The sequence below is a fragment of the Thalassotalea sp. SU-HH00458 genome (genome assembly GCF_040362795.1).
GTDB lineage: Bacteria > Pseudomonadota > Gammaproteobacteria > Enterobacterales > Alteromonadaceae > Thalassotalea_H > Thalassotalea_H castellviae.
In genome coordinates, this window is sequence record NZ_BAABWW010000007.1 from 225,865 (window position 1) to 248,149 (window position 22,285).

Genomic DNA, 22,285 nt, shown 5'->3' on the forward strand with positions numbered 1-22,285 from the left:
GTTCGCTAGGAACAAACGTAGTATAGAGCAACTGCTCTATAAAAGTAAAGCCTTTACTCTAATTTTTTTAAATTTACTCAATTTAATAATAATAAGTGTGTGGTATTGGGTTGTGTGACCTCGCATAATGCGTGATATTACCAATCACTGAATGAGAATCAGCCCACCTAACATTCACTTTGATACGATTGCTGACATTAGCCTTGGCTTATCTAACGACAAGTTCTCCGACAAAGCAGACATGCATTATTCGCACAGAATAACGACGACAGTTCGCCAAAAGAAGGCATATTGTTTAATATTTACCCTTTGGGCAAAAACAATTCTTCAATGCGTTGTCCAAAAGCATCCGCAAGGGCAAAAGCAAGAGTTAAAGAGGGGTCGTGCTTGCCCGTTTCAATTGCATTGATTGCTTGACGCGACACTCCTAGTTTTTCCGCAAGGTCTGCTTGAGACCAGCCTTTTTCTGCGCGAAGTACCCTTAGCCTATTCTTCATGACTATCGCCTTCTAGCAGAATAATCTGTGCTATACCAAAGATAACAGCGATTGCTGGTAACATAAAGGCGGGGCTAAAGCTTGGCACCTCAACCATTTCTGCCAGCAACCCATAAGCCATTGCCACACAGCCAACAACACCTACAGCCCAAAGCAAACTTTCACCCATTACGCTCTGGATATACTCATCCAATGACCGATAATGATTTATGACCAATCGTAATAAAAATATCACTGGCACCACAGGAGTCATAGCGAGAAATCCTGTGCTGTATATAGACAAATCGTTAGTCTCATTTAATACCACTGACAATCCTAAAACTGCAAGAAACATTGCTATATGTATCATAAATTTAATTAGGAACATCTTTTCTTTTTTATCTAATTCATTACTCATTTTAATCTCCGGTCTTTACCTTGCTATCGTTAATCAACTATCTAACCATGTCACCAGTTCATGACATAATGTAAGGTAAGTATTACATTACAGTTAATAGGTGTCAAGTATAGCTGACATAAAGACAGGTATCGCTTACATAGCCCCTAATAATTAAAAATTAGAATCAAGGAAAGCTAAACGACTATTTTTACGGCTGCAATGAGCTTGAACCCGCGTCACAAATGAGTTGAAAATTTTGGTTTAAAATTAAGAAGCCTCAGTAATATCCTTCATCAGGCAATTAATTTGTGGACTTTTCAATTAACAAATTGAATTCTTATGAATTTCTGTTAGCTTAGAAATATGGAGATAGGCGAGTATTATTGAGACGCCTACATAATATACTGTTATGCAAATTCAATCATCCATCAAAAGAGGATTAAATATGTCAAATGAAGGTTATCACGAGCCGATAGAAGAACTCTCAAATGAAACAAGAGATATGCATAGAGCTATCACATCATTGATGGAAGAGCTCGAAGCAGTAGATTGGTACAATCAACGAGTAGATGCGTGTAAAGACGAGGAGTTAAAAGCAATCCTTGCTCATAATCGTGATGAAGAGAAAGAACATGCAGCAATGGTGCTTGAATGGATTAGAAGGAAAGATCCTCGTTTTGATAAAGAGCTGAAAGATTATCTCTTTACAGATAAGCCTATTGCTCATAAATAAAAATGCATAACAAGGCCAAGCACAATCGCTCGATGCAAAAAGGCTCATTGGGCTGGACCTCGCTACCGCTCGGCCTGTGTTGGCGGCGTTATAAAGCTACGGAAGGTTTGGCATATGCGTAAATTATTTACATCAATATTTGTAGTCTTCGTTCTATTACAATCGATAAGTCTAGTTCAAGCAGCTTCAATAAAATCAGCATATGAAAATCATCAAAGCGATGTGCAAGTTAAAGGAAGTGGTATAGTCGTTCGCATACTTAACGATGACAATAAAGGCTCACGTCACCAAAAATTCATTTTAAAGTTGTCTTCTGGGCAAACGGTTCTAATTACCCATAACATTGATCTTGCCCCTAGAATAAATTCAATATCTAAAGGCGATCAGGTTCAATTTTACGGTGAATATGAATGGAATAAAAAAGGCGGTGTAGTTCATTGGACTCATCATGATCCCAAAGGTCGTCATGTTGGCGGCTGGTTAAAGCATAACGGTAGTACGTATCAATAGCTTTATAACAAGTTGGCTTTTACTCCTGCGTCGTTTATTTTAATCAACTGTTATGTACCGCTTATTGAAGCGTTATGTTTCAAAATCAATATTGAGTCAAGGATGAGTTTTATGGATAAATTTATTTTATTAGTAATTTTACTTACGGTTTGGTTAGTTGGATGTAGCGCCACGAAAGGCCCAACCTTTATTGGAGAAACTGTAGAGATCGATTCCTCTGAATTAAGTCAATATTGGAAATATGACTCTTCCAAAGTCATAATGTTATCTGGTCGCCCTGACTGGTTGCCAAAAGGAGCAGGAAAAGCGTCTTACTTTATTACTATTGACTCCAACGGTACTGAAGTTAGTAAAGAACTAATCAACTCTATTCCTGATGGGTGGATGACTCAAAAACTGCTAGATAAAATGCCAAAGCAACAGTATAAGCCTTCTGAAACTAACCTTAATAAAATACCCGTTAAAGTTAAAATTTCATCTGAAGTTAAGCGAATGGGGTAATCAAAACATAACAAAAAATTAAACAAGGACAAAATTTACCGTTGGCTATATTCGCTTCGTTCAATATTATAAACAAATAACATAAACAAAGGATTGTTATGAAAATACTTACATTTTTACTTTCTATTTACGTAGTGCAGGCAAGCGCTAATCAAGAAGAGATCATTGCCAAACTACAAGCCCTTAACTGGCAGCAAGAACCTAGATCCTATTCAATAGCTAATGATCAAGCGACAGTGACCACCACTGAAAATGACTTTTTAGTTATTGGAGAGGAAGCTAGTAAATATATGTTTATTACGCAAGGACACAAAAACTATCAACCTGATGCAGCAATTCTTAGAATACAAGGCCCAGAAGCTGATTCTCAAGTGATCTATACCATCAATAAAATTGGCTATTTAACTCAAGATGATTGGGCTGATAATATTGATAAAGATCAGATGTTAGAGGAGATTAAAGAAGGCACTATTGAAACTAATAAACTGCGTGGTGATGGGTATTTAGATATTTTTGTTGACGCATGGGCGCAAGAGCCTTTTTTAGACAAGGAAAATAACACGGTATATTGGGCTATTTCGGGTCATGATTCAGAGAATAATGGTTTTATTAATGCTAAAGCATTAAAGCTTGGGCGCGAAGGATATACAGAAATATTGTGGATAGGCTCACCCGATCAATTTACTAGCTCTGAAGTTGCACTTAAGCCAATACTTGAAAATTATTATTATAGTGAAGGCTTTCGCTACGCAGATTATATTCCAGGGCAAGATGGCATAGCGGCTGCTGGTGTTGGTGCATTAGTTTATAAGCTTGCCACTGGCAAAGCTGCAGCAAAAGCGGGAGTACTCGCTGCGGCAGTTATTTTTGCTAAAAAGTTCTGGTTTATTCTGTTTCTACCATTCGTTTATGGTTGGAAATGGCTAAAGAAAAAGTGGTTAAAAAATTCTGAGTTAAAAGATAAAGAAAACTAAATCGATTCGTAAATACACTTAACAGTACTAGCGACGATTTATTCGCTTTGATGAATGAAGTAATGCGTGAAACTAAACGAAAATAAGGCATTTCAACCGCCGTTAATTTTGAACTAAACGGCGGCTTTAGCTTATTTTTGTAGGTATGCAGCGTGAAAACGTAGATGTTCTTCTATCATCGAAGCGATAAAGTAGTAACTGTGGTCGTAACCGTCATGCAGCACTAATTCTAGCGGATAATTGTTGACGATTGCCGCAGCCTCTAACGTTTCTGGTTTAAGTTGTTCGGTTAAAAAATCATCGGCAGCCCCTTGATCAACTTTTGCTGGCACAAAGCGAGTGGCTTGTCGCATTAATTCACTCGCATCATGTTTTTTCCAAGTTGATTGGTCTTTGCCTAAGTAAGCGGTAAAGGCTTTTTTCCCCCAAGGTGCGTTAATTGGGTTGCAAATAGGACTAAATGCTGACATTGAACAATAGCGTTCGGGGTTTAACATAGCAATGGTTAGGGCGCCGTGGCCTCCCATTGAATGACCACTGATTGCCCGTTTATTGGTGACCGGAAAAGAGGCTTCAACGATCGCCGGTAATTCATTCACAACGTAATCATACATTTGAAAATGACGATTCCAGGGAGCTTGTGTGGCATTTACGTAAAAGCCTGCGCCTTGTCCTAAATCATAATTGTCATCATCTGCAACATTCTCACCGCGCGGACTTGTATCTGGTGCAACAATGGCTATGCCTAATTCAGCGGCTATGCGAAAAGCACCTGCTTTTTGCATAAAGTTTTCATCGGTACAAGTTAGCCCTGACAACCAATATAAAACGGGTACTTTTTCACCATTAGAAACCTGCGGCGGTAAGTAAATGGCAAACTGCATGGCGCAATTTAAGGCATGTGATTGATGGCGATATTGTTTGTGCCAGCCAGCAAATACCTTATTTGCACTAACATTTTCGATCAACTGTTCAGTTGTCATGTGTATTCCTTATTCATCTTGCTCGTTGTTACTAAAATTTTTAACCGGCTAAAGCTGGCGCTAAATTATTTGCCAAAATGAATAACCGTGCGGATACTCTCGCCTTTATGCATTAAATCAAACGATTCGTTTATATCTTCTAATGGCATTGTATGGGTAATAAAATCACTTAATTTGAATTCACCCGCTAAATATCGTTCAACATAATCAGGTAATTCGGTACGGCCTTTTACACCACCAAATGCGGTGCCGCGCCACACACGCCCTGTTACTAATTGAAAAGGTCGGGTAGATATTTCTTGTCCAGCACCTGCTACGCCAATAATAACAGATTCGCCCCACCCTTTATGGCAGCATTCTAATGCCGAACGCATCAAGTTTACGTTGCCGACACATTCAAATGAGTAATCAACTCCACCGTCGGTTAGTTCAACAATGACATCCTGAATTGGTTTGTCGAAGTTTCTTGGGTTAATACAGTCGGTTGCGCCTAATTTTTTCGCTAGATCAAACTTACTTTCGTTAATATCAATAGCAATAATTCGGCTAGCTTTTGCCATTGTTGCCCCGATAACCGCAGATAAACCAATGCCCCCTAAACCGAAGATAGCAACTGTTGCCCCTTCTTCAACTTTGGCGGTATTCATTACCGCACCCATTCCTGTTGTTACGCCACAGCCCAGTAAACAAACTTCTTCTAATGGCGCTTCTTTATTAACTTTCGCTAATGATATCTCAGGCAATACGGTATATTCTGAGAACGTAGAACAGCCCATATAATGATAAATTGGCTGACCGTCTTTATAAAAACGAGTCGTGCCGTCGGGCATTAAGCCTTTACCTTGGGTTTCGCGAATTTTTTGACATAAATTAGTTTTGCCAGATAAACAAAACTTACATTCGCCACACTCAGGTGTGTATAAAGGGATCACATGATCACCCACTTGTACGCTAGTAACTCCTTCACCCACTTGCTCAACAATACCACCACCTTCGTGACCTAAAATGGCTGGAAAGATACCTTCAGGATCTTCACCTGATAATGTAAAAGCGTCGGTATGGCAAACCCCCGAAGCTATCACTTTCACTAACACTTCGCCTTTTTTGGGGAGCATTACGTCTACTTCTTCAATTGATAATGCTTGTTTTGGACCCCAAGCTATTGCGGCTTTTGATTTAATAAATTGGTCAGTCATGTAAATTCTCACTTGTGCTTTTCATCATAAATAATTGGTAAAAAATAAATACCAACTGTGTTTTATGGTTATTAATGACATTGCTTTGTAACAATTTAACTTGTTATTCGGCTTATTGAGTACTGTTTGTAAATTTTTTTAGTTTGTAACGACATGGCAAAGTTTTGTGCTCACTTATTTATTGATACCTGTTCATGCATGTTTACTGTTGCTAATAGCCGTTAAAGATTCTTTGTTAAATATAGTCGTAACACGACAAAAGTTCTGTCGTGATTTTAGATTAAAATTTATTACTTGCAGTCATCATAACTTTTTCTCAATTAATGATAATATAGTGATTATGCAAATAACTTTTACATATAGGTAATAATCTATGCAGTGGGAAGGCATTAGTGAATTTGTTTACGTGGCCGAAAATGAAAGCTTCACGCAAGCTTCGAAAAAAATGGCAATTTCTACCGCACAAGTCAGTCGCCAAATAAGCGCATTAGAAAAGCGGCTGAATATAAAACTCTTTTATAGAACAACGCGTAAAGTCTCATTAACCGAAGAAGGGCGTGTTTTTTATCAGCATTGTCGTAGTGTGCTTGATGGGCTAGCTGAAGCAGAACGAGCCATCACAAATTTACAATCTAAACCACAAGGTAAAATAAAACTCTCCGCTCCAGTGACTTATGGCGAACAGCAAATATTGCCTTTATTAAATGATTTTATGTTGCAATATCGCGATGTAGAAATAACCGCATATTTGAGTAATCAACAGGTTGATCTCGTGGAAGAAAGTTACGATTTAGCCATTCGCCTTGGTAAGTTAAGTGACTCTTCTATGATGGCAAAAAAGCTCAGTAAGAGAACAAATTATGTTTGTGCATCACCTAAGTATTTGCAGCAATTTGGCATTCCTCATACATTATCAGAGCTGACAAAACACAACTGTTTATTAGGTACTATTGATTATTGGCGTTTTAACGAATCAGGCAAAGAGCGTAATCTGCGTGTGAATGGCCGATTAAGATACAATAGTGGACCAGGCTTAGTTGATGCCGCCTTAAAAGGCTTGGGGATCGTACAATTACCTGATTATTATGTTGAAAATTATTTACAAACGGGTGAACTAATTTCGTTTTTAGATAACTTTCGAGTTGCTGATGAAGGCGTTTGGGCGGTTTATCCTCAAAATCGCCATTTATCACCAAAAATTAGGTTGTTGGTGGATTTTTTGGCAAAAGCATTAGTTTAGCTTTAACTTCATCAAGTTAAACAGCTATTACTTTTTATCAAAACGTGCAGCAATCATCTTGATTGACTGCACATTTTTAATGTCGATACACTACTTCAGTGACATACAGCTTAAATTAGAAGTGGTTTTTCATTTGCTCTTTGATAAATGCAATGCTGACTTTATCTAATTCAATCGATTGCATTTCAGTGTTGCTGGCGCGATCAGAAAAACCTGACGCATAACCTACAACACCTGGGTGATTGTCATGCATATGAAAAACGATTCTTTTTGATGTTGAAGGTTGATCAATAACGACTCCGTCAGCCATAAAACCCTCTTCTCGAATGGCGGTTTGTAATCCTACTTCTGTTTTACTTTGCGGGTTATCAAGTAAAAACTCTTCATTTGAAATCATGACCATGCGCTGTAAGTCAGCAAAATTCTTAGTACTCATTTTGTTCCTTGGATTATTTGATTAGCAAGCTGTCATTGTATTGTTGATATTTCTGCGTTGCTGATTGATGAAACTAAAATCAAGGTTTTAATTTCTTACGACGATTTGGAGATACTTTATCATTTTTCTCGCTGGTGTCATCCCATGTAATGATAATCATGCGTTATCATCGAGAGTAAATGTAAAGCTATTATGGCAATTATTAATAGTTAAACTGCTGATTTTCTATTAATCTAGATTGTGTGGCGGTAACATCTTCCGTTTGAATGCCTTATTTTTATTGGGGTGTCATGTGTTTGTCGCCTTCGTGACGTAACAAATAGAATTAAATTTGTTCATAGTAAATGTAGAACAACTGGTTAAGGATAAAAAATGATCGTTCGTAAATTAAGGTTGAAACATGGTTGGTCACAAGAGCAACTTTCACAGTTTAGTGGCTTAAGTATCCGAACTATTCAACGCATTGAACGAGGACAAAATGCAGGATTAGAATCATTAAAATCTTTAGCGGCTGTTTTTGATATTCCATTATCTGAACTACAAGAGGGAAATACTATGACACCGACAAAAACAGAGCAGCTTAGTGATCATGAAATTGAAGTTATTGAACACGTTAAAGATATTAAAAGTTTTTACACACACCTAATAAACTACTCGGTTGTGATAATACTTTTGTTTGTGATTAATTATTTTATTAGTCCCGGCTACATTTGGGCATGGTGGGTTGCTTTTGGGTGGGGCATTGGTGTTCTGTCTCACGGCTTGAGTGTTTTTGAAGTGTTTACTTTTTTTGGAGCAGACTGGGAAAAGAAACAAATTGAAAAAAGACTCGGTAAAAAATTATAACGAATATTTACATTAACATTGCACGCCAATATTTAACGTAACCCAGCAAAATACATACAATATTTATTGGCTGTTTTCATGTGTTTTTTCTGATCAATTCTCAACAATTAATGCATACGACGATTATTAATATTAGGCTTTTGTTTGGTGGTCTTTAATTTTAATCGCTCGCTCCATTGTCCTTGATGATGCTTTTCGCAAGCTTCTTCACTGTCAAAATGAATACACTGATTAACATTTTTTACTATAACGCCAATTTTAAGTAATTGTTTTTGAATATCTTGCTGAAAGGCTGTCGCGAGGTTTTTTGCTTTCATTTCTTCAATATCATTTTCAGTTTCAAACACACAAGTAACAATGAGGCTGGCGGGGAAATTTGTATAATTTGCTCGATGCGTTAACCAACTAAAACCTGCAATTTTATGTAATGAGTTTTCGCAAGCAATGGTTAATGCCTTACAGATATTATTATCAAGTTTTTGCGTCGTTTTGGTTAATTTCATGATATTTATTTAAAACGTTATTTTAGGATGATGATCATAACTTAATGAGGTACTCTCGTCACAGCGAATTGGTTAATTTGTGCAATTTCTCTGTCATGGATTTGATTCTATGGATGCTTATTTAGCGGAAATTTCACCTATTGAATTAACGGTTAGTATTGGTGTGGTCAATTGTTTGGGACAAAATAGTCTTGATGAGGCAATCGCACAAGCCGATAATTTACTGTATCAAGCAAAGGCCGAGGGTCGAAATATAGTCGTAAGCGAGTAAACTCTGGTTTTTCAGCATTATTCCGGTGAGATCTATCGCTATATTTAGCGCTTCTCACCGAATATAAATTTCATGATTAAAGGTAAGAGCAACAATAATCAGTTAATGATCTCACTTTAACCTTAAAGCTTGCATTGGCCGGTACGTTAAAAGACTGGCCACCTTGAATATCTAACCATTCGTCACTATTGGGTAATAAAATGGAAATATCACCAGCGGTTATTTCCATCAACTCCGCAGCTTCGGTGCCAAATTCATATTCACCCGCCATCATAATACCTAATGTTTTAAAGCTACCGTCGGCAAATGTTACTTTTCTACTGGTCACGTTACCGTCAAAATACACATTGGCAGCTACGTCTACGGTTACATTGTTAAATTGTGACATGTTAAATTCCTAATGATTAAATTTCTGGCAATAAAAAACCGATATCAGCGCCAGAGAGTACTAATATCGGCTTTTGGCCTAACTCATTATTTTCAACAATAATGTCAGGCCGAGAAAGTGCTTATCTTCTAACTATTCTTTAAAGATAAATTAAAGATTTGATTCAACAATACGCTTCATATCAGTCATGTAACCACGTAATGTTTTACCAACGCTTTCTACACCGTGACTGCGAATTGCTTCGTTAACTTCAATTAAACGAACGTTATCAACACCGTTTGAGCTTTCTTTTAAGCCTTCGCCTAATTCTTCAAGGGTTAATTTACTCGCGTATTCAGCCAATAATGGTTGCGCAGCGTGCGTAAATAAGTAGTTACCGTATTCAGCGGTATCCGAGATAACAACGTTCATTTCGTATAACTTGTTACGGGCGATACAGTTAGCAATTAATGGTGTTTCATGAAGTGATTCGTAGTAAGCAGACTCTTCAATAATACCGGCTGCAACCATCGCTTCAAATGCTAATTCAACACCAGCTTTGACCATAGCAACAACGAAAATACCTTTGTCGTAATATTCTTGCTCAGTAATTTCTACGTCACAATCTGGTGCTTGTTCAAAAGAAGACTCAGCGGTTTCTTCACGCCATTTTAATAAGTTAGCATCATCGTTCGCCCAGTCTTCCATCATAGTGGCAGAGAAGTGACCTTCGATGATATCGTCCATGTGTTTTTCAAATAATGGGCGTAAAATAACTTTTAATTCTTCTGACATATCAAACGCTTTAATTTTTGCAGGGTTTGATAAGCGATCCATCATGTTAGTGATGCCACCGTGTTTTAAGCCTTCAGTAACGGTTTCAATGCCGTATTGTAATAACTTACGAGCGTAAGCTGCATCAATTCCTTGTGCCACTAATTGCTTGTGACCTAAAACAGCAGCGGTTTGTAACATGCCGCATAAAATGGTTTGCTCGCCCATTAAGTCTGATTTAACTTCAGCGATGAAAGAGGATTCAAGTACACCTGCGCGGTCACCACCTGTTGCTGAAGCGTATGCTTTAGCAATGGCTAAACCATTACCTTGCGGATCATTTTCTGGGTGAACAGCGATAAGTGTTGGAACACCAAATCCACGCTTGTATTCTTCACGTACTTCAGTACCCGGACATTTAGGTGCAACCATTACAACCGTGATATCTGAACGAATTTGCATGCCTTCTTCAACAATGTTGAAACCGTGCGAATAAGCTAACGTTGAACCTTGCTTCATGTGAGGCATAACAGCCGTTACTGCAGAAGTATGCTGTTTATCAGGCGTTAAGTTTAAAACTAAATCAGCTTGTGGAATTAATTCTTCATACGTACCAACGGTAAAGCCGTTCTCTGTGGCCCACTGCCAAGATTGACGTTTCTCTGCAATTGCTGCGTCACGTAAAGCATATGAAATATTTAAACCTGAATCGCGCATGTTTAAACCTTGGTTTAAACCTTGAGCACCACAACCGACGATGACAATGTTCCAATCTTTAATAAAGTTACAGCCATCGCTGAATTCTTCACGTTTCATAAAACGACATTTGCCTAATTGGGCTAATTTTTCACGTAAACTTAATGTATTAAAATAGTTGCTCATTTTGATTCCTTTTCACTGGCGTTTGGCAGTTCTGTTCGAAATGTTTGGCCAATAAAGTTAATTTCGTTGTCAGCGATCTCTGACGATGGGGCGATGATAGCGCAAGACTTATGTTGCTTAAAATGATATATTTGCATCATTACGTTGCAAAAAACGCAACGATATAGTTTTTAATGTACTAAAATGGGTGTTTGATGGATCTTAAATCACTAAAAATGTTTGTTCACCTTGCGCAAAATTTACATTTTGGCAGAACAGCAGAAGCAAACCATGTAAGTACTTCAACCTTGAGTCGTGCAATTCAAAGGCTTGAAGATGAAGTGGGGACTTCGTTGCTTCATCGAGACAACCGTACTGTCGTTTTAACTGAGTCTGGAAAACAGTTTCAACAATACGCTGAGCAGCAACTTGAACAGTGGCAATTATTACAACTTTCCTTGAATCAAAAGCAAGAGCAGTTGCAAGGAAAACTTCATATTTATTGTTCCGTTACTGCCGCTTATAGTCATTTGCCTCCACTGCTAGAGCGTTTCAGACAACAACATCCATTAGTCGAAATTATGTTAACTACCGGTGATGCCGCTGATGCTTTTGAGCAAGTGCAACAACAATCGGTTGATTTGGCTATTGCGGTAAAACCTGAAAATATCTCTCGACTGTTTCATTTTCAGCCTCTGGCGAAAATTCCATTATCAGTGATTGCGCCAACCATGACTTGCCAAGTGCAGCAGTTAGTAAAAAATAAAACGATACCTTGGCATGAAGTGCCGATGATCTTGCCGGAGCACGGTGTTGCTCGAAAGCGCTTTGATTATTGGTTCCGTCGACGTCAACAAGGTAAACCTAATATTTATGCGACGGTATCAGGGCACGAAGCCTTGGTTAGTATGGTCGCTTTAGGTTGTGGTGTAGGAGTGGCACCCTATGTGGTGGTGGAAAACAGTCCGGTTAAAGATCGCGTACAGTACTTGGCAAATGTTGGTGAAATAGAACCCTTTGAATTAGGCATTTGCTCATTAAATCAAAACAAAGAGCATGCACTGATCCAAGCATTTTTAGCCGCCATTGCAAACACCAATTAGCATTTTTACACGGAAACTGCTTCGCTAAGGTGACGTAATATTCTATCCATCGCTCGATACGACAATGCTTCGATAAGTTGTTGACGATGAATATTTTCATCTCCTTCAAGATCAGCCAGCGTGCGAGAAATCTTTAAAATTTTATGATGCGCGCGTGTTGATAATCCAAGTTTTTCAACGGCTAATTCTAAAAATTCATTGTCTTCTTCTGATAAACCGCAAAATTTTCGCACTTCCGCACTGGCTAATTGTGCATTGGGTTTTCCTTGCCTTTGCAATTGAATGTCACGGCATTTTTTCACGCGTTGTCTTATTTTGGCTGTGGTTTCATTGGTTTCAGAATTTTTACTCCACATGCCTTTCGGTAAGCGGGTGACTTCAATTTGAATATCAATGCGATCAAGAAACGGCCCAGATAAACGATTTAAATAGCGCAACACTTGCTCGGGCGTACTACGACGATCATTATAAAACCCTGTTGGACTCGGGTTCATCGCCGCGACGAGTTGAAATTTTGCTGGGTAGGTTTGTTTATGCAAAGCACGGGAAATGGTCACTTCCCCTGATTCTAAAGGCTCGCGTAATACATCTAAAACTTTTCGTTCAAACTCAGGCAATTCATCAAGAAATAACACGCCATGATGTGCTAACGAAATTTCTCCAGGTTGTGGTTGACTGCCTCCACCGACTAAAGCGGCAGAAGAGGCGGTATGGTGGGGCGCACGAAAGGGACGTGTTTGCCAAGATTGTTCATTGATCACTTGCTGGCTGATGGATTGAATGGCAGCAACTTCTAAAGCCTCGTCTTCTGTCATGGGGGGTAAAATGCCTGGTAATCGGCTGGCTAACATGGTTTTTCCCGTGCCTGGCGGGCCAATAAACATTAAATTATGTCCACCAGAAGCGGCAATCTCTAGCGCTCTTTTGGCTAATGGCTGACCAATAACATCACAAATATCTAAGGTAGATTGTTTATTATTTTGCTGGGGTGTTTTTGCGGTAACCATAGGTAAAGATTGTTGTTTTAACAAATGTGGATACAATTGGGTTAAATGGCTAAGGGCAAAGATTTTCGCGCCCTTCACCCAACTTGCTTGCTCTGCGTTTTGTGCGGGTATGATTAACGTTCGATGACTTTTCTCGCATGCCATCGCCATGGGGATCTCGCCAATTACTTCGCGTAATTCACCTGAAAGGGCGAGTTCACCGGCAAATTCATAGTTTAATAATTCTTGGTGTGGGATTTGTTCTGATGCGGCTAAAATGCCAACCGCAATCGGCAAGTCAAACCGGCCACCCTCTTTGGGTAAATCAGCGGGCGCTAAATTAATGGTGATGCGTTTAGCAGGAAATTCATATCCGCAATTGATGATGGCGCTACGCACGCGATCTTTTGCTTCACGCACTGTGGTTTCAGGTAAACCAACAATATTAAAGGCGGGTAATCCGTTGGCTAAATGAACTTCAACGGTAACTAGCGGTGACTCTAAACCCACACGCGCACGAGAGAAAACACAGGCAAGTGACATATAAATCCATTTATTTATCATCCTTAGGTTTTCGAAGTGTAGTTATAGATTTACTTTTTTGCGAGTAGAAACGCGTTAAATTAGGCGCTCATATAACAAAAAATTTAATAGCATAATAAAAAGGTCAGTAAAAAAGCTTGCACAATGAATTAGAGCTATGGTACTAATTTAAATAGGCTGGAAATCGCCAACAAATTTATTAGTTTTATTTAGGTTTAATGAATAAACATGCAAACATTTAGCTCAGTCATTATTAACATTCTCGTCGTCGTGATTATTCAATCACTGCGAGGTCGTTTGTTGAGCTAAAATAAAGCTAAGAGTATTAACAAACCCCTCGCTCCGAAAGGACCGAGGGGTTTTTGCTTAATTGGAAATGCAAATAGTGACATTTCAAATAACGAAGTAAATCAGCACAATAATTTTTTAATAAAGGAGAATACTAGTTAACTTTTATCATTTTTATCAAACGATTAAGGTGAATAATTGTTGAATAGTTTTACTAAGCAAATGACAACCGAGAAAAAACAAACAGGCGGTTCAGTTTTATTCAATGTTTTGCAACAGCATGGTGTTGAGCATGTTTTTGGTTACCCTGGTGGAGCCATTATGCCAATTTATGATGCGTTGTATGACAGTGACGTGCAACATTTTCTCTGTCGTCATGAACAAGGAGCTGCTTTTTCTGCGGTTGGTTATGCACGAGCATCTGGAAAAGTAGGGGTATGTTTAGCAACTTCTGGCCCTGGTGCTACTAACCTGATCACAGGTCTTGCTGATGCTTTAGCTGATTCTATCCCAATTGTTGCAATAACGGGTCAAGTGCCTACTTCAGCTATGGGCTCTGATGCTTTCCAAGAAATTGATGTATTTGGTTTGTCATTAGCCTGTACTAAACATTCTTTTCAAGTGACTGATGTGAATGATTTACCTAAGGTGTTGCATAAAGCCTTTGCAATTGCTCTTGAAGGCCGTCAGGGGCCAGTTTTAGTTGATATTCCTAAAGATGTTCAATTAGCAGAAGTAACAAATAGCCTTGATGATTTTTCTCAATTGCGCAATAAAGTGAAATTACCGCCAGCCAATGTTGGTAGTGCTATTGCATTATTGAGTAAAGCCAAAAAGCCTGTTTTGTATGTTGGTGGCGGCGTTGGAATGGCAAACGCTATCGACGAATTACGAGCATTTTCTCAAACAACAAAAATTCCTAGTGTTTCCACGTTAAAAGGGCTAGGAGCTATTGACCCTGAGGATGAAAATTATCTCGGAATGCTTGGCATGCATGGCACGAAAGCATCTAATATTGCCGTACAAGAATGTGATTTATTAATCGCTGTTGGTGCACGTTTTGATGACCGTGTAACAGGTAAATTAAATGAATTTGCGCCACATGCAAAAATTATCCATTTTGATATTGATACTGCGGAAATTAATAAACGCAGAGCGGCTGATGCTGCCATCTTAGGTGATTTAAAAATTAACTTACCAGCGTTAGCTATTCCACTTTCAATCGTCGACTGGCAACAAGAATGCCAAAAAATGAAGCAAGATTACGCTTGGCGATATGATCATCCAGGCGAAAATATTTTTGCGCCAGCAGTATTGAAAGAAATCAGCGATAAAATGCCGAAAAATGCTTGTGTCACCACGGATGTAGGTCAGCATCAAATGTGGGCTGCTCAGCATATGCTTTTTAATGATCCGAGCAATTTCTTAACCAGTGGTGGTATGGGAACCATGGGCTTTGGTATCCCTGCGGCAATTGGCGCACAAGTGAGTCGACCTACCGATTGTATTATCGCTGTTTCAGGTGATGGTTCATTTATGATGAATGTACAAGAATTATCAACGATAAAACGTTTTCAATTACCCGTGAAAATATTACTGATTGATAATGCCAAGCTAGGTATGGTCCGACAGTGGCAAGATTTATTTTTTAATGGTCGTTTAAGTGAAACGGATCTTTCTGATAATCCTGATTTTATTATGTTAGCGACGGCTTTTGATATAAAAGCAAAACAAATAACCAAAAAGAGTGAAGTCTCTGCTGCTGTAGAAGAAATGCTTGACCATGACGGACCCTATTTATTGCAAGTCAAAATAGATGCGCAAGATAACGTTTGGCCTTTAGTGCCACCCAATACTGCTAATGATCAAATGATGGAGAGTATCTAATGAATCAATATCAATTAACCATCAAAGCTGATGATAAGCAGGTGGTGTTAGAGCGTATATTGCAAGTTGCACGCTATCGTGGTTTTTTAATTGATGGCATCAATGCCAAGGTCAATACAGGTACTAACATAGGTACCATTATCTTAATGGTAAGAAGTGAGCGTTCTATCACACTTTTGGTGGATCAAATTAATAAACTGATCGATATCAAAGAAGTAAAAATAGACGACGTAGTAGCGCAGTAATTTATTGATTTACACGTTATAATACTTGCGTTGAAAACACGCACTTAAAAAATAAAAAAGAATATTTTCAGCTAAATCGCAAAGTATTCTCATAGAAATATAAATTAGGAAATTAAAATGGCAAAAGTAAATGCTGAACTCATCTGGTTTAACGGTGAACTCATGCCTTGGAAAAACGCAACAGTTCATGTAATGAGCCATGCGTTACATTACGGTTCTTCTGTATTTGAAGGGATCCGTGCATATAAAACCCATAAAGGTACTTGTATTTTTCGTCTAGAAGAACACATCAAACGCTTATTTGATTCGGCGAAAGTATATCGTATGAATATTCCTTACACGCATGAAGAAGTTGTCCAGGCGTGTAAAGATGCCGTAGCAGAAAATAATTTAGATTCTGCTTATTTAAGACCACTCGCGTTTCTTGGTGATGTAGGTATGGGGTTACGTCCACCAACAGATGCACAAGCGGATTTAATGGTTGCTGCATTTAGCTGGGAAGCTTATTTAGGCGCAGATGCGATTGAAAATGGTGTTGATGTTGGCGTTTCAAGTTGGAATCGTTTAGCTCCAAACACTATGCCAACTGCAGCTAAAGCGGGTGGTAATTACTTATCTTCACAATTGATCTCTATGGAAGCTGGTCGCCACGGTTATACAGAAGGCATTGCTTTAGATATTAATAACATGGTTAGTGAAGGGGCGGGTCAAAACTTATTTTTAGTGCGAAATGGCGTTATTTACACACCATTTAGTACCGCTTCAATACTTCCAGGTTTAACACGTGACACCGTGATGCAACTTGCAAGAAACCTAGGTTATGAAGTACGTGAAGAACCCATTTCTCGTGAGTCTTTATACTTAGCGGATGAGTTTTTTATGACTGGTACCGCAACTGAAGTTGTGCCGGTTAAAACCGTTGACGGTATTGCTGTTGGTACAGGTTCTCGAGGACCAATTACTCAAGCGATTCAACAAGCATTTTTTGGTATTTTTGATGGTTCTACTGAAATTCCAGAAGGCTGGTTAGACGCTGTTAAATAACGTCAAACCATAGCGTTCACGTGTTTAGCGATATTATGCTATGCACGTGAACCGTTTAAAAAATCGAGTGACAAAATTTACCGTAAAACATGAGTTTTATTTCGAAAGCAGTTTATCGCTATTTTCAAAATAAAATTTATCAACTATATCAATCGGGATACAAATCATGCCTAAATTAAGATCTGCAACTTCTACTCAAGGCCGTAATATGGCGGGTGCTCGTGCATTATGGCGCGCTACTGGGATGACGGATGGCGATTTCGGCAAACCAATTATTGCGGTTGTGAATTCATTTACTCAATTTGTTCCAGGTCATGTACATCTTAAAGATATGGGCCAGCTTGTCGCAGGCGCTATTGAAGAAGCTGGCGGCGTTGCAAAAGAATTTAATACCATAGCGGTAGACGACGGAATCGCGATGGGTCACAGCGGTATGCTTTACAGCTTACCTTCTCGTGATTTAATTGCTGATTCAGTTGAATACATGGTTAATGCTCACTGTGCTGATGCCATGGTGTGTATTTCAAACTGTGACAAAATTACTCCGGGCATGTTAATGGCGGCAATGCGTATAAACATTCCGGTTATTTTTGTTTCAGGTGGCCCGATGGAAGCAGGTAAAACTAAGCTTTCTGATCAAATTATTAAACTCGATTTAGTCGATGCGATGATCAAAGGCGCAGATCCAACAGTTACCGATGAAGATTCAGATAAAGTTGAACGATCTGCATGCCCAACTTGTGGTTCTTGTTCAGGAATGTTCACGGCAAATTCAATGAATTGTTTAGCTGAAGCGTTAGGTTTAGCCTTACCTGGCAACGGCTCTATGTTAGCAACGCATGCCGACCGTGAGCAGTTATTCTTAAAAGCAGGTAAGCAAATTGTTGAATTAACCAAACGTTATTACCAAGATAACGACGAGTCAGCCTTACCTCGTAATATTGCAAGTAAAGAAGCGTTACACAATGCCATGTGCTTAGATATTGCTATGGGTGGTTCAACCAATACTATCTTACATTTATTAGCCACTGCGCAAGAAGCTGAAGTAGATTACACCATGGAAGACATGGATAAATTATCTCGCATCGTGCCACAACTGTGTAAAGTTGCGCCGTCTACGCCAAAGTATCATATGGAAGATGTGCATCGCGCGGGTGGCGTAATTGGTATTTTAGGTGAGTTGGCACGTGCTAACCTGTTAAATACTGACGTACCGAATATTTTGGGCACTTCACTTGCTGATGTTATTGCTCAATACGATATTAAAGTCACTGACGATGAAGACGTGAAAAAATTCTATCGTGCTGGCCCGGCAGGCATTCGTACAACTAAAGCCTTCAGTCAAGATTGTCGTTGGGATACCTTAGATGACGATCGTGAAAATGGTTGTATTCGCAATATTGATAATGCGTTCTCTACGGAAGGTGGCTTAGCGGTACTTTCTGGGAATATAGCGGTTGATGGTTGTGTGGTGAAAACTGCCGGAGTGAGTGATGACAACTTAACTTTCACTGGACCTGCTCATATTTTTGAAAGCCAAGATGCTGCTGTTGCCGGTATTTTAGACGGTAAAGTGGTTGCTGGTGAGGTAGTCGTAATTCGATACGAAGGTCCTAAAGGTGGGCCAGGTATGCAAGAAATGCTTTATCCCACCACTTATTTAAAATCTATGGGTTTAGGAAAAGCCTGTGCACTATTAACGGATGGACGCTTTTCTGGTGGAACTTCAGGTTTATCCATTGGTCATGTGTCTCCGGAAGCTGGCAGTGGCGGTACTATTGGTTTAGTTGAACAAGGCGATATTATTGAAATTGATATTCCTAATCGCTCCATTAAATTGGCGGTTTCTGATGAAGAGCTAGCAGCTCGTCGTGCAGCGATGAATGCCAAAGGTAAGGATGCTTGGAAGCCGGTTAACCGTGAACGTCCAATTAGTTATGCACTTAAAAACTATGCAATGTTAGCCACCAGTGCCGATAAAGGTGCGGTGCGTAATCGTGCCTTACTTGATGGTGAAGAGTCGAATGACTGAAGCTGAAAGTCAAACAATGCAAGGCGAAGGACTCGAATACCTTCGCCGTATTTTATTAGCCCCTGTCTATGATGTCGCGGTTGAAACAGATTTAACGCCTTTAACCAAATTATCTTCTCGTTTAGGAAACCAAATTTTCTTAAAAAGAGAAGATCAACAACCGGTTCATTCTTTTAAGTTACGTGGTGCCTATAATAAACTAGCGAATTTGCAAGAAGCACAATGTATTCATGGCGTGATTGCTGCGTCTGCGGGTAATCATGCACAAGGTTTAGCACTAGCTGCCCATAAGTTAGGCATTAAAGCGACCATAGTTATGCCGATTACTACGCCAGATATTAAGGTGGATAACGTTCGCCGTTTTGGCGCGGACGTTCGTTTAGTTGGTAAAAGCTTTAATGAAGCACAAGCGGCTTCAATTGAGTATGCTGAGCGTGAAAATAAAACCATTATTCATCCATTTGATGATAAGGATGTGATCGCTGGGCAAGGTACAGTTGCGAAAGAATTGCTGCAACAACAACCGAAAACAGATGTGGTATTTGTACCTGTAGGCGGCGGCGGATTACTTGCTGGAATGGCTGTTTATCTCAAGCAATTGCAACCGAATATTAAAGTGATTGGCGTTGAAGCGGAAGATTCTGCTTGTTTACAAGCCGCAATGTTGGCAGGGCAGCCTGTCGATTTAGCGCAAGTTGGCCTATTTGCTGATGGCGTTGCAGTAAAACGCATTGGCAAACATACCTTTGAGTTAATTCAACAATATTGTGATGAAGTGATCACGGTAAATACGGATGAAATTTGTGCGTCGATAAAAGATATTTTTGAACAGACTCGTGTCATTGCCGAACCTGCAGGCGCGTTATCATTAGCAGGATTACAAAAATATTGTAAAACCAGTACCGGCGATGAATCGTTAGTGGCGATTCTATCTGGTGCTAACATGAATTTTCATACCTTACGCTATGTTTCAGAGCGTTGTGAATTAGGCGAGCAAAAAGAAGCGGTATTAGCCGTGACTATTCCTGAAGAAAAAGGCAGTTTCCGAAAATTCTGTCATGCGTTGAATGGTCGAGTGATCACTGAATTTAATTATCGCCACACAGCTCAAAATAAAGAAAATAGCGCCAATATATTTGTTGGTGTTAGAACGGGTGGCGAGCAAGAACGAGATCAGCTATTAACTTCGTTGTCTCAACAGACCTATCAGGCGACTGATTTAACCGAAAACGAATTAGCAAAATTACATGTTAGATATATGATCGGTGGGTTAAATCCGACCAATAGCCAAGAACGAATTTTTCGCTTTCAGTTTCCTGAATATCCAGGAGCGTTGGAGAAATTTCTAGATACGTTAGGTGAACATTGGAATATCAGTTTATTTCATTATCGAAATCATGGTGCCGCATTCGGTCAAGTGTTAGCAGGCTTTGAAGTAGAAAATGACGAACAGCTAGACTTTTTTAATCATTTAAAAGACTTGGGTTATCAATGGCAGGAAGAAACAGATAATGAAGCTTATCAAGCATTTCTGTCCTAATGAAAACAAGGCTGTTTTTGGCTTAAATATTACATTGAATATTCACACTTAGCCCTAAGGTGGCTAAGTGTTTTTCTTCCGAAACAAGTTCATCCGCAATTAAAGGGTGCTCAGCTAGCCAATCTTTTGGTAAGCATAAATTTATCGTGTTATTTACGTCCACAGATGATTGGTAATGCGGTAATACATCGTCTTTTCTTAAGCGACATAAAATAATTGATAAGCGCAATATCACCAATAAGTAGCCGGCGGTTTGATTGTCAGTGACCGATTGTTTTAATAAGCTGATATCAATATCACCTTTATAGAGTTTGACAAACGCTTTAAGCAATTGTCTATCTGCTTGATCAAAGCCGGGTAATTCAGCATTTTCAATAATATAGGCACTATGTTTTTGGTGATGTTTAAATTCTAATAATAAACCTATCTCATGTAAGTCACAGCTCGTTAGTAGTAACTCATAACTATTATCTTTATCTAACTGCCATGCAGAAGATAAGCTTTGAAAAAGAGATTTAACTTGAGCTTTGACGCGATACGCGTGTTGCTCGTCAACATGATATCTATGCATTAATGAACGTGTGGTACGTTTTCTGATACTAACTTTTTTATTACAAGGCAGCATTTCATAAAGCAAACCTTCTCGTAACGCGCCACTAGAAAGCTGTAACTGTTCAATGGCAAAGCTTTCAAAAATGGCAATTAATATCGACAAACCGCTGGCAATCACCGGCGTTCTTTCACTGGTTAACCCCGCAATATTAATATGCTGGACAGACTGATTTTCAATCAGTTGCTGTTGAATTTCTTTCAGAAAGTTATAAGAAATAATGCTGGGTCTATTTTGAAACAGTAATACTTCAGCTAAGGCTTGCATAGTACCTGAACCGCCTAAAACCGATTGCCAGCCTATCGATGAATAAGGTGCTATTAATGGCGATAAGACTTCTTTCGCCGCAAGAATGGCTTGGTTAAAGTTTGCTTGCGTGAGTAAACCATCGGAAAAATATTGACGATTAAAGGTGACACAACCTATATCCAGACTACATATTTTTGTCGGTTTAAGAGCCGTACCGACAATAAGTTCGGTACTTGCGCCACCGATATCAATGACAAAACGTTTTTCTTGGCAGCAACTGGTATGTGCTACACCGAGATAAATTAATTCCGCTTCTTGTTCACCTGAAATCAGCCTAACTTCTTGACCAAGTACTTTGTTAGCGCGATTGATGAATTGTTGACTATTTTGCGCGAGTCGAAGCGTGGCGGTTGCGACAATACGAACATTTTCAGTGGGGATATCTTGTAGACGTTCAGCAAAAAAACTTAAGCATTCTAAGCCGCGAGCCATCGCTTCTTCACTTAAAATATTATCACTGTTTAGCCCTGCTGCTAAACGGACTTTTCTTTTAACCTTATCGACAACTTGCACACTATCAGCAAGTTGTCGGGTGATCATCATATGAAAGCTGTTTGAGCCTAAATCTATGATGGCATACAAAGGTGAACTGGCAGAGTTATTGCTGATCAACACTACACCTAAATG

23 protein-coding genes are annotated in these 22,285 nt (G+C 39.1%); 13 read left to right on the forward strand and 10 right to left on the reverse strand.

From position 1 onward, the window contains the following. Window positions 1–302 precede the first annotated feature (302 nt). On the reverse strand, window positions 303–497 hold the full coding sequence (locus ABXH06_RS12615) for a helix-turn-helix transcriptional regulator (RefSeq protein ID WP_353518464.1): 195 nt from the start codon (window positions 495–497) through the stop codon (window positions 303–305). Next, entirely contained in the window at window positions 487–894 is a 408-nt protein-coding gene (locus ABXH06_RS12620) for a hypothetical protein (RefSeq protein ID WP_353518465.1), read from the reverse strand. The genes ABXH06_RS12615 and ABXH06_RS12620 overlap by 11 nt, the downstream gene beginning before the upstream one ends. Before the next feature lie 427 nt (window positions 895–1,321). Here ABXH06_RS12620 and ABXH06_RS12625 point away from each other — a divergent pair, with 427 nt between their 5' ends. The 4 genes from ABXH06_RS12625 to ABXH06_RS12640 all read left to right on the forward strand — a co-directional run bounded on the left by ABXH06_RS12625 (window position 1,322) and on the right by ABXH06_RS12640 (window position 3,594). After that, complete coding sequence (locus ABXH06_RS12625; RefSeq protein ID WP_353518466.1) at window positions 1,322–1,609, forward strand: encapsulin-associated ferritin-like protein; 288 nt, start codon at window positions 1,322–1,324, stop codon at window positions 1,607–1,609. A 114-nt stretch (window positions 1,610–1,723) separates the two neighbouring features. Beyond that, complete coding sequence (locus ABXH06_RS12630) at window positions 1,724–2,119, forward strand: DUF3465 domain-containing protein (RefSeq protein WP_353518467.1); 396 nt, start codon at window positions 1,724–1,726, stop codon at window positions 2,117–2,119. 111 nt (window positions 2,120–2,230) lie between these two features. Then, window positions 2,231–2,620, forward strand: coding sequence for a hypothetical protein (locus tag ABXH06_RS12635; protein ID WP_353518468.1), 390 nt, complete (start codon window positions 2,231–2,233; stop codon window positions 2,618–2,620). A 98-nt stretch (window positions 2,621–2,718) separates the two neighbouring features. Beyond that, the gene (locus ABXH06_RS12640; protein WP_353518469.1) at window positions 2,719–3,594 is read left to right on the forward strand and encodes a DUF2167 domain-containing protein; all 876 of its coding nucleotides are present in this window, start codon (window positions 2,719–2,721) and stop codon (window positions 3,592–3,594) included. A gap of 131 nt (window positions 3,595–3,725) precedes the next feature. Here the strand turns inward: ABXH06_RS12640 and fghA are convergent, their stop codons facing one another. After that, window positions 3,726–4,577, reverse strand: coding sequence for an S-formylglutathione hydrolase (fghA, locus tag ABXH06_RS12645; RefSeq protein WP_353518470.1), 852 nt, complete (start codon window positions 4,575–4,577; stop codon window positions 3,726–3,728). 65 nt (window positions 4,578–4,642) lie between these two features. Beyond that, window positions 4,643–5,773 (reverse strand): S-(hydroxymethyl)glutathione dehydrogenase/class III alcohol dehydrogenase, encoded by a 1,131-nt coding sequence (locus tag ABXH06_RS12650; protein ID WP_353518471.1) that lies wholly within the window; start codon window positions 5,771–5,773, stop codon window positions 4,643–4,645. Between the two features lie 373 nt (window positions 5,774–6,146). Between ABXH06_RS12650 and ABXH06_RS12655 the strand changes: the two genes are divergently transcribed. Next, window positions 6,147–7,013, forward strand: a complete 867-nt coding sequence (locus tag ABXH06_RS12655) for a LysR family transcriptional regulator (protein WP_311585080.1) — start codon at window positions 6,147–6,149, stop codon at window positions 7,011–7,013. A gap of 115 nt (window positions 7,014–7,128) precedes the next feature. Here ABXH06_RS12655 and ABXH06_RS12660 read toward each other — a convergent pair whose 3' ends face one another. Next, the gene (locus ABXH06_RS12660) at window positions 7,129–7,449 is read right to left on the reverse strand and encodes a hypothetical protein (RefSeq protein WP_353518472.1); all 321 of its coding nucleotides are present in this window, start codon (window positions 7,447–7,449) and stop codon (window positions 7,129–7,131) included. 372 nt (window positions 7,450–7,821) lie between these two features. Here ABXH06_RS12660 and ABXH06_RS12665 point away from each other — a divergent pair, with 372 nt between their 5' ends. Next, on the forward strand, window positions 7,822–8,295 hold the full coding sequence (locus tag ABXH06_RS12665; protein ID WP_311585073.1) for a 2TM domain-containing protein: 474 nt from the start codon (window positions 7,822–7,824) through the stop codon (window positions 8,293–8,295). Window positions 8,296–8,402: 107 nt separating this feature from the next. Here the strand turns inward: ABXH06_RS12665 and ABXH06_RS12670 are convergent, their stop codons facing one another. Further along, a complete protein-coding gene (locus tag ABXH06_RS12670) occupies window positions 8,403–8,798 on the reverse strand; it encodes a Fis family transcriptional regulator (RefSeq protein ID WP_311585070.1) in 396 nt (131 codons plus the stop codon). Between the two features lie 79 nt (window positions 8,799–8,877). On the opposite strand from ABXH06_RS12670, the gene ABXH06_RS12675 reads away from it, so the two are divergent. Continuing rightward, entirely contained in the window at window positions 8,878–9,069 is a 192-nt protein-coding gene (locus ABXH06_RS12675) for a diguanylate cyclase domain-containing protein (RefSeq protein ID WP_353518473.1), read from the forward strand. Window positions 9,070–9,145: 76 nt separating this feature from the next. On the opposite strand, the gene ppnP is transcribed toward ABXH06_RS12675, so the two are convergent. Together ppnP and ilvC are read right to left on the reverse strand one after the other, a co-directional pair. Next, window positions 9,146–9,457, reverse strand: coding sequence for a pyrimidine/purine nucleoside phosphorylase (gene ppnP, locus ABXH06_RS12680; RefSeq protein WP_311585064.1), 312 nt, complete (start codon window positions 9,455–9,457; stop codon window positions 9,146–9,148). Between the two features lie 150 nt (window positions 9,458–9,607). After that, the gene (gene ilvC / locus ABXH06_RS12685; RefSeq protein WP_353518474.1) at window positions 9,608–11,092 is read right to left on the reverse strand and encodes a ketol-acid reductoisomerase; all 1,485 of its coding nucleotides are present in this window, start codon (window positions 11,090–11,092) and stop codon (window positions 9,608–9,610) included. A 194-nt stretch (window positions 11,093–11,286) separates the two neighbouring features. Here ilvC and ilvY point away from each other — a divergent pair, with 194 nt between their 5' ends. Next, a complete protein-coding gene (gene ilvY / locus ABXH06_RS12690; protein WP_353518475.1) occupies window positions 11,287–12,174 on the forward strand; it encodes an HTH-type transcriptional activator IlvY in 888 nt (295 codons plus the stop codon). A gap of 5 nt (window positions 12,175–12,179) precedes the next feature. On the opposite strand, the gene ABXH06_RS12695 is transcribed toward ilvY, so the two are convergent. After that, on the reverse strand, window positions 12,180–13,703 hold the full coding sequence (locus ABXH06_RS12695) for a YifB family Mg chelatase-like AAA ATPase (RefSeq protein WP_353518476.1): 1,524 nt from the start codon (window positions 13,701–13,703) through the stop codon (window positions 12,180–12,182). A 510-nt stretch (window positions 13,704–14,213) separates the two neighbouring features. Between ABXH06_RS12695 and ilvG the strand changes: the two genes are divergently transcribed. The 5 genes from ilvG to ilvA all read left to right on the forward strand — a co-directional run bounded on the left by ilvG (window position 14,214) and on the right by ilvA (window position 20,739). Next, window positions 14,214–15,878, forward strand: coding sequence for an acetolactate synthase 2 catalytic subunit (gene ilvG / locus ABXH06_RS12700; RefSeq protein WP_353518504.1), 1,665 nt, complete (start codon window positions 14,214–14,216; stop codon window positions 15,876–15,878). Beyond that, window positions 15,878–16,123 (forward strand): acetolactate synthase 2 small subunit, encoded by a 246-nt coding sequence (gene ilvM / locus ABXH06_RS12705; protein ID WP_311585053.1) that lies wholly within the window; start codon window positions 15,878–15,880, stop codon window positions 16,121–16,123. The genes ilvG and ilvM overlap by 1 nt, the downstream gene beginning before the upstream one ends. Before the next feature lie 117 nt (window positions 16,124–16,240). Next, window positions 16,241–17,167 carry a branched-chain amino acid transaminase gene (locus ABXH06_RS12710; RefSeq protein WP_311585050.1) on the forward strand — a complete coding sequence of 309 codons (927 nt, stop codon included), beginning with the start codon at window positions 16,241–16,243 and terminating at the stop codon, window positions 17,165–17,167. A gap of 166 nt (window positions 17,168–17,333) precedes the next feature. Continuing rightward, window positions 17,334–19,199 (forward strand): dihydroxy-acid dehydratase, encoded by a 1,866-nt coding sequence (gene ilvD, locus ABXH06_RS12715; protein ID WP_311585047.1) that lies wholly within the window; start codon window positions 17,334–17,336, stop codon window positions 19,197–19,199. Next, window positions 19,192–20,739 (forward strand): threonine ammonia-lyase, biosynthetic, encoded by a 1,548-nt coding sequence (ilvA, locus tag ABXH06_RS12720; RefSeq protein ID WP_353518477.1) that lies wholly within the window; start codon window positions 19,192–19,194, stop codon window positions 20,737–20,739. Before ilvD ends, ilvA begins: the two co-directional genes overlap by 8 nt. 22 nt (window positions 20,740–20,761) lie before the next feature. Here the strand turns inward: ilvA and ABXH06_RS12725 are convergent, their stop codons facing one another. Then, window positions 20,762–22,270, reverse strand: a complete 1,509-nt coding sequence (locus tag ABXH06_RS12725; protein WP_353518478.1) for a Ppx/GppA phosphatase family protein — start codon at window positions 22,268–22,270, stop codon at window positions 20,762–20,764. Window positions 22,271–22,285 lie beyond the last annotated feature (15 nt).

What these genes read in the sequence shown, in the direction of transcription:
- ABXH06_RS12635 (WP_353518468.1), top strand. Translation starts at nt 2,231, where the DNA reads ATGGATAAATTTATTTTATTAGTAATTTTACTTACGGTTTGGTTAGTT.
- ABXH06_RS12640 (WP_353518469.1), top strand. Translation starts at nt 2,719, where the DNA reads ATGAAAATACTTACATTTTTACTTTCTATTTACGTAGTGCAGGCAAGC.
- ABXH06_RS12710 (WP_311585050.1), top strand. Translation starts at nt 16,241, where the DNA reads ATGGCAAAAGTAAATGCTGAACTCATCTGGTTTAACGGTGAACTCATG.
- ilvG (WP_353518504.1), top strand. Translation starts at nt 14,214, where the DNA reads ATGACAACCGAGAAAAAACAAACAGGCGGTTCAGTTTTATTCAATGTT.
- fghA (WP_353518470.1), bottom strand. Translation starts at nt 4,577, where the DNA reads ATGACAACTGAACAGTTGATCGAAAATGTTAGTGCAAATAAGGTATTT.
- ilvM (WP_311585053.1), top strand. Translation starts at nt 15,878, where the DNA reads ATGAATCAATATCAATTAACCATCAAAGCTGATGATAAGCAGGTGGTG.
- ilvC (WP_353518474.1), bottom strand. Translation starts at nt 11,092, where the DNA reads ATGAGCAACTATTTTAATACATTAAGTTTACGTGAAAAATTAGCCCAA.
- ABXH06_RS12630 (WP_353518467.1), top strand. Translation starts at nt 1,724, where the DNA reads ATGCGTAAATTATTTACATCAATATTTGTAGTCTTCGTTCTATTACAA.
- ABXH06_RS12695 (WP_353518476.1), bottom strand. Translation starts at nt 13,703, where the DNA reads ATGTCACTTGCCTGTGTTTTCTCTCGTGCGCGTGTGGGTTTAGAGTCA.
- ilvY (WP_353518475.1), top strand. Translation starts at nt 11,287, where the DNA reads ATGGATCTTAAATCACTAAAAATGTTTGTTCACCTTGCGCAAAATTTA.
- ppnP (WP_311585064.1), bottom strand. Translation starts at nt 9,457, where the DNA reads ATGTCACAATTTAACAATGTAACCGTAGACGTAGCTGCCAATGTGTAT.
- ilvD (WP_311585047.1), top strand. Translation starts at nt 17,334, where the DNA reads ATGCCTAAATTAAGATCTGCAACTTCTACTCAAGGCCGTAATATGGCG.
- ABXH06_RS12650 (WP_353518471.1), bottom strand. Translation starts at nt 5,773, where the DNA reads ATGACTGACCAATTTATTAAATCAAAAGCCGCAATAGCTTGGGGTCCA.
- ABXH06_RS12655 (WP_311585080.1), top strand. Translation starts at nt 6,147, where the DNA reads ATGCAGTGGGAAGGCATTAGTGAATTTGTTTACGTGGCCGAAAATGAA.
- ABXH06_RS12665 (WP_311585073.1), top strand. Translation starts at nt 7,822, where the DNA reads ATGATCGTTCGTAAATTAAGGTTGAAACATGGTTGGTCACAAGAGCAA.
- ABXH06_RS12615 (WP_353518464.1), bottom strand. Translation starts at nt 497, where the DNA reads ATGAAGAATAGGCTAAGGGTACTTCGCGCAGAAAAAGGCTGGTCTCAA.
- ABXH06_RS12625 (WP_353518466.1), top strand. Translation starts at nt 1,322, where the DNA reads ATGTCAAATGAAGGTTATCACGAGCCGATAGAAGAACTCTCAAATGAA.
- ABXH06_RS12670 (WP_311585070.1), bottom strand. Translation starts at nt 8,798, where the DNA reads ATGAAATTAACCAAAACGACGCAAAAACTTGATAATAATATCTGTAAG.
- ilvA (WP_353518477.1), top strand. Translation starts at nt 19,192, where the DNA reads ATGACTGAAGCTGAAAGTCAAACAATGCAAGGCGAAGGACTCGAATAC.
- ABXH06_RS12620 (WP_353518465.1), bottom strand. Translation starts at nt 894, where the DNA reads ATGAGTAATGAATTAGATAAAAAAGAAAAGATGTTCCTAATTAAATTT.
- ABXH06_RS12660 (WP_353518472.1), bottom strand. Translation starts at nt 7,449, where the DNA reads ATGAGTACTAAGAATTTTGCTGACTTACAGCGCATGGTCATGATTTCA.